The sequence below is a fragment of the Clostridiales bacterium genome (assembly GCA_014799665.1).
In the GTDB taxonomy this organism is placed as follows: Bacteria; Bacillota; Clostridia; order Christensenellales; family Pumilibacteraceae; genus Anaerocaecibacter.
Genome location: JAAVHP010000005.1, coordinates 1 through 6,814 on the forward strand (window position 1 = coordinate 1; position 6,814 = coordinate 6,814).

General features: G+C 55.0%; 1 protein-coding gene and 1 pseudogene. Both read left to right on the top strand.

Translation table 11 applies throughout. The features are described 5' to 3' along the window. Positions 1 to 4,545 (top strand): hypothetical protein (locus tag HDT28_02245; GenBank protein ID MBD5131404.1); only part of this gene is annotated, 4,545 nt, incomplete at its 5' end. 770 nt (positions 4,546 to 5,315) lie between these two features. Beyond that, positions 5,316 to 5,618, top strand: a pseudogene (locus HDT28_02250) (sialidase). Positions 5,619 to 6,814: the final 1,196 nt, after the last annotated feature.

Sequence of the window (6,814 nt, forward strand, 5' to 3'; positions counted from 1 at the left end):
CTCTTTCTGTTCAGCCAAGTGGCAGATTCATGGAAAGATCAAGGCCCAACGGCAGATCAGCTAGCAACTTGGAAAGGTCTCGTCAGTGCCATTGAATGCAGGGTTTCTGAAACCGACATGTCAGCATGGGACGACGGGACTGTGGTGGACCTTGGCTGGACATGGATAGACAATCCAGTAGATCTGGAAACACCCGCTATTGCTAATAAGTATGCTGACTATGGCTGGACCGCTGTCCTAGATGATGCTGCTGTAGCCAAAATTGCTACAGCACTTGGAAAGACAGCGGACGAACTGTCAGGAACATCTTTTTATATGGCCTTTGCCGGTGTTGTAGAAGATGAAACAAATCCAGACAACATGAGTGAAGCCTGGACACCGATGACGTATTATGAAATCGGTGTAAATAATCTCTATGCCGCCAAATCCGGAAGTTCAGTATCCACTGTGACATGCGGCGAAGCAGTGACACTTGGCGTTGGAAAAGATGGAGAAAATCCAACTACGCTGGCTTGTGCTGCAGGTAGCGCTGTTACAACAATCACGCCCAGTATCGAAGGTGCGACAGAAGGAACGGATTACTCACTGGATACATCTTCTCCAGAAGCTCCTATCATTACTTTCCTTAAGCCGGGAGACTGGACCATCACAGCAGATGTAGAATGGGCCTATCCGCCTGTCGGTGGGACAGACGACAAATGGAATACAGATGTTGATGCTGGTCCCGTGGATCTGAGTGTCACTCCAGGAACGCTGAATCTGGTACAGGGTTCGGCTACTGGCACACTCGGCGGCTCAAGTGGATCGTACACGTCAGACCCAACTATCTCTATGGTAGAAAACAGTGCAGCTGGACCGCTTGCTATCACAGGTCCGACTGTTGACGGATCCGCAGCTGCACCCAACACTTCTGCTAATATGCCGACTTGCACCTGGCGTATCGGAGACACAGCACTTCCAGGTACTACTGGTGCTACGGTTACTCCTATCACTTATGGTGGACTGGCAGGCGGGACAGCCTCTTCCGTTTCATTACCAGCTGCATACCTAAATACACTCAAGGCGCAGAGTGAGCCGTATCAGCTGGTATTGGAAGTAAACCCCGGCGAAGTCAATAGCTGGGGAAATATCCTTACAAAGCCAGCAGGTGAGCAGGCTGCTCAGAAGCAGACATTCACATGGAATATCCTTGTCACCAGCCCAGGCCAGCTCAGTATTGATGGAACTGGTATGACAGGGGCTGTGGATACTGCGTCTGAAGCACCTTCATGGAAGATTACTCCAGATGTACAGGTGTCGGAAGGCAGCGGTCCTGTAGTCATAACCGGCCCAACGGTGACAGGTGCGACAAGTGCTGCAAATACCGGGCTTACAGGCTCCTGGACAGTAAACGGCACTGCTATTACTACTGGTACAACAGTACCCTCTGTAGGAGTTCCCGGTTTTACTCTCTCTGGAGCCAGTTCAATTAGCATTCCGGAAGCCAGTCTGCAGGCTGGAACGAATGTTGTAGAGCTGACGATAGATCCGGGAACATCGTCTGCTGGCGCTCAGCCGAAGTGGGCAGATGTACTGAGCAAGGGTGAACAGAGCGGAGTACAGACGTTTACTTGGAATGTCGTGTATGCGCAGAATGGACAGCTTAGCTTTAGTCAGGCGCCGGCGATTCCTGACGACTCTCCTGCTACTGCGGCCAGCCTCGACTTTTCTGCGGTAACAGAAGGCGGAAACGAATGGAAAGCTGATTCCAGCCTACTTTGGGATGGCTCGGACAATCTCAAGATTCAAGCTCCGTTGATTTCTGGTACGACAACTGGGAGCACTCCGTTGTCTGTCAGCTGGAAGATCACAGTTGATGGAAAGGATGTAGACCTTTCCGCTGGATTTACAACTAATAACCCTGTGATAAATAGTGGCACGCTGACAGCAGCGCCATTTCTGCAGATCCCAACAAGTGCTATTGCCGGCCCAAGCGGTGCTTTGTATAAGGCTTTTGGAGACAGCGCAACGGGAACGGCACAGGTTACTATGACCGTAACACCCAACGGGACAAACAGTTGGCTCACAATGCCGGACGGACAAACTGCTTCACCAGCGCCGAATGGACAGGCTGGCAGAACGCAGACGTTTACCTGGACGCTGGCTGTAGCCGGTGCTGGTGAGCTGTCGCTTGACCCGACGAAAGACAGTGGGACCATAACAGGCGGCACCGTTTCGGGCACAGGGGCCAACGCTGTTGCAGACTGGACTTCAGATGTAAAAGCCGCGATCAATCAGGGCGATTCGTCCAGCACTATTAATCTATATAGTCCAACCATTGCTGGTACGATTGGTCAGACTGCCAGTGCAGCAGTATTTGAATGGGCAGTTGACGGAACGAAAGTAACATCCGGAGCTGTTGTTCAGAATGTTCCAACACCTCCACCAGCTTCAGGTTCTTCTTATGGACCAAATTCCTACTCTATGCTCAGCCTTGCAGGCAATAGTCCGCTGCTCAGTAACGTGGATGCACCAGCAGTAATTCCTGTTACCTTGACGATTCGTCCGGCAGGTAATTCATGGGTGACACTGATGGGCAATACTGCCTCGAGTGAGCAGGCAGATGCAGCGCAGACGATTACTTACAATGTAACAGTGAATCCGAATCCGCTCGGACGGCTGACACTGTCTTCGTCAACAAGCAGCGGCACATTCTCTGGTGGAGAGGAAAGTGGAACCTGGACATCGAACCAGATCGTGAATCAGCTGGCTACGGCCGGTTCCTTCACAGTAACGGGTCCGACAATTGATGGAAAGCCTCTGTCTTCTGGTGTCATTCCTTATGCGAAATGGTACATTAACGATTCGGAGGTAAAAGACACCACAGCGAGTGGTGCAACCTTTACAAAACCCGGATATACCAGTTTCTGGTCTCCATCTGCTTCTGTTCTTACGGTAAATCCGTCTACCTACAATGGAGCTTCAGCAAATAGTGTTAAGCTGAATACAGATGGCACACCCAATACGATCAAGCTGGTCCTGAATGCTGGAAGCCAAAGCGGTAATGACAATGTCTGGGCATCCGTCGATAAGACAGAACTTCCGGCGAATACCAAAGAACAGACCTTTGAATGGACCGTGGTACTCTCCGCGCGCGGGCAGCTGACGCTGGCGGAAACACCTGCTAATGAGACGGCCGGTACACCTGGAAGCGGGAAGTTTGAAGGTAACTCCCCCAGCTGGACAGGGACTGAAGTAAACGCAGCTTCTTCAAATCCCGTCAATATCTATGGTCCAACTATCAGCGGCACACCAAACGGCGGGGCCAACCCATCGTTCGTCTGGCAGGTAAACGGATTTACAGTCAACGACAAAAACGCCGCACTGTCTGCTCTTGGAGCAACGGTAGCTGCACCGACAGGCGCAGATTTGCAGCCGACGTTTTCTGCTACATGGGGGGCAAACAGTGGAGCATCTGGACTGCAGATTAATGTAGCGGGCTTTAATGCGGCACCCGCTGTTCCAGAAAGTGCAAAACTGAAGACAGACGGAACATTAAACACTGTGACCCTGACCATTATTCCAGAGGGAAGCGGAAATAGTGCAAACAGCTGGGCTCTCGTCAATGGTGATGTGCCTGATCCGGCGACATCGGGCCAGACCTTCACCTGGGATTTGTACCTTACAACAGCAGGTCAGCTTGTTATTGCGGAGAACGAGCAGAGCGGCAGTTTCACAGGCTCAGCTCCGAACTTCACAGGTGAGGATCAAACAATTCCGGAGGGAGCAACCAATCTGACAGTCACAGGTCCTACTGTCTCAGGTGCTGTTGCCGGATCTGGTGTAAATCCTGTTTATACATGGACAGTAACCAATGCGCAGGGCGAGGCTGTTACAAACTTTACTGCCTCTAATCCACAGAATGGCGTGGGTACACCGTCCATCAGCATTCCAGCACCAGAATCGGCACTGGGAGCGGGCGACAGTACTGTCACACTGACCATAGCGCCGAATCCTCTCGGTGTTGCACTAAACAGCTGGACAAAAATCTTTGGCGAAACAGTAACGGATGCCAAAGCGACGCAGACGTTCACCTGGAAGATTACGACAGAAACAACGCCGCCGGCATCAGAACTGAAGGTGAGCGTGGAGCTGAACGAAGCACAGGTATTTGTAACGAGTCTGCTGCCGGCGGACCTGCAGCAGGGAATGCTGCTCAGGTCATCGCTGCCGACAGTAAAGGCTCCGGCAGGAACCGCGCTTACAGCGCAGGTGCTGATTGGCGATGCAGCGCCGGTAGCGCTGACACTCGAAGCAGATGCAAATGCAGAGCCGGATGCAGACGGAAACGTGACATACACGGTTTCGGGAACTGTACCGCCGCTGGATCTCTCGAGCAGTGATCAGGTAAGTCTTACGATCAGCGCTGCAGATGCCGCCTTCGAATCAACAGGAACGGTTGCGCCGGAAACAAATGTGACTGGAGCAGTAACTTTCAAGTATGTGGTAGAGATGCCGCAGCTTGCCTTTGACTTTGGCCCGGATGTTCCGGTAACCGAGGACTGAAGACAGCATCTCACGAATGAAGAACTCTTCTTGCGAGAGAAGGAGGAGACATGAAAGGATTTAAGAAAGGTGTAGCGCTGATTGCAGTGCTTGCCTTCCTTATAACAGCAATTCTGCCGGTGAGCGGTCTGGCAGCGAGCGACAATGCCCGCATCATGACTGCCGGTCCGTATGAACTGACGGCAGGACAGGCGAAAACCATTACCGTTGACGCCATCGAGGGCGGCATGCCGCCCGCCCCGTCGACAGACGGCCAGTATATCCTGGAGCCAGTCAACGGCGCTCCGGCCCTGGCAGCCGAGGTTTCGATTACCGGACCGGCCAGTGCCGCCCAGAAAATCGACATCGCGATCCCGGCTCTGGAAGCGGGAGGACCGTGGACATACGCTCTGCGCTATCAGCCTGCCGGATGGCAGAACCCGGGCCCGGCATATTTCAACATTATCCTGAACGTCACAGCAGGTGCTGTGACACCAGGCGAATGGAAGTTTGAAGCAGCCGCAGACACACCGGAAGGTCCTGTAGCTGCAGACGGCCAGATGACCGCCAAGTATACCGGTGCGGATGGATATCTGCCGACGAACGGCATCACGGCGGAGAACCCGGCCTGGACACTCACTTACAATGGCACAACCACAGCAGCCCCGGCTCCAAGTGTAGATGCGGAGAACGGCGAAAGCACGCTGAGTGCAGCGGCAGTGGCCTCTGCTGTGGCGCCGCAGATCACTGCTGTAACGGAAGTTACCGTACAGGCAAAGATTGATCCTGCTGCTCCGAGCACAGAGCCGAGCACCGCTCCAAGCACAGAGCCGAGCACCGCTCCGAGCACAGAGCCGAGCACCGCTCCTAGCACAGAGCCGAGCACCACTCCGAGCACCGCTCCGAGCACAGAACCGAGCACCACTCCGAGCACAGAGCCGAGTACCGCTCCGAGCACAGAACCGAGCACCACTCCGAGCACAGAACCGAGCACCGCTCCTAGCACGGAGCCGAGCACCGCTCCTAGCACAGAGCCAAGCACCGCTCCGAGCACAGAGCCGAGCACCGCTCCTAGTACAGAGCCGAGTGCTGAGGCACGCATTGCCGGCGACACGCTGACGTGGACCGTCACTGTGCAGCCGGAAGCAGAACTTGGAGAAAACTACAAAATCACGCTGGGAGAAGGCGCTGACGAATGGATTACCGTTGCGATGGCTCCGAGCGGCAATGCGGATATTGACGACGACGGCAATTATATCTGCCCGGCAAACGGCACAGTGGTGCTGAATGAAGAGGACGGCCCGCAGGGCGAGCTGCTCTCCAAGATTATCGTCACCGCAGCAGACGGCAACCTGGTGCAGGCCGTGAAGAACGCGGACGGCACCTGGAGCTTCACGATGCCGGCGCAGGATGTCACCATCACAGTGGCAACCGCCTCTGAAGAAGCCCCGCAGCCAATCACAGCCGCAAACGGCGCCACGGTGACCGTGGACGGCCAGGCAGTGACAGAAGCGCTTCCGGGCACAACGGTTACAGTCGCTCTTCCGGACGGCAGCAAGCCGGTCGTGATGAGCGGCGGCAGCCCGGTAGCCGTGAGCGGTCCGGATGCCAGCGGAAACTATACGTTTGAAATGCCGGCAGCTCCGGTCAGCGTGAGCGACGGCAAATCCGAAGCACCATCCGAGGACAACATCCCGGACGGCGTGACCCTGAGGAAGCCGGACGGCACTGAGCTGAAGCCGGGCGAAGCACTGAATGTTGGCGACAGAGTGCTTCTTGACGGAACCAAGGGCAAGCCCACGGTCACGATCAACGGTGTGGAAGTCCCGGTATACGGCAGCGGCACACCGGAAGATCCGTACTACTTCGTAGTAGAGGAGCCCGGTGAGATTAACATCAAAGACGGCGGCAGCAGCACGACCTCCACTGTGCCGGGCATGAACACCGGTGCAGAGTATATTGCCGGTGAACCCGGTGCGACGAACCCGTTCACATACTGGACGCAGCCCAAGGCAGGTCTCTTTATGGACAGCCAGGGTGCTTACAGGAACCGTCCGCAGGCGCCGGTGCCGGTAGAGCAGGCGCAGGCAAGCGGCAGCATGAAAGCGCACTTCCAGGTTGGTCCGGACGAGGTCGCAGTGTGCCCGAGCGCCACAGCGGGAACAGAAAACGACAAGCTGGCGCTCAATGACCGCCTGCAGATCTACTACAGCCCGAGCAATATCTTTGCGATCCCTGTCGATGCCAACGGTGAGGTTATTACCGATGACAAGACCCCTGTCGCCGGCTA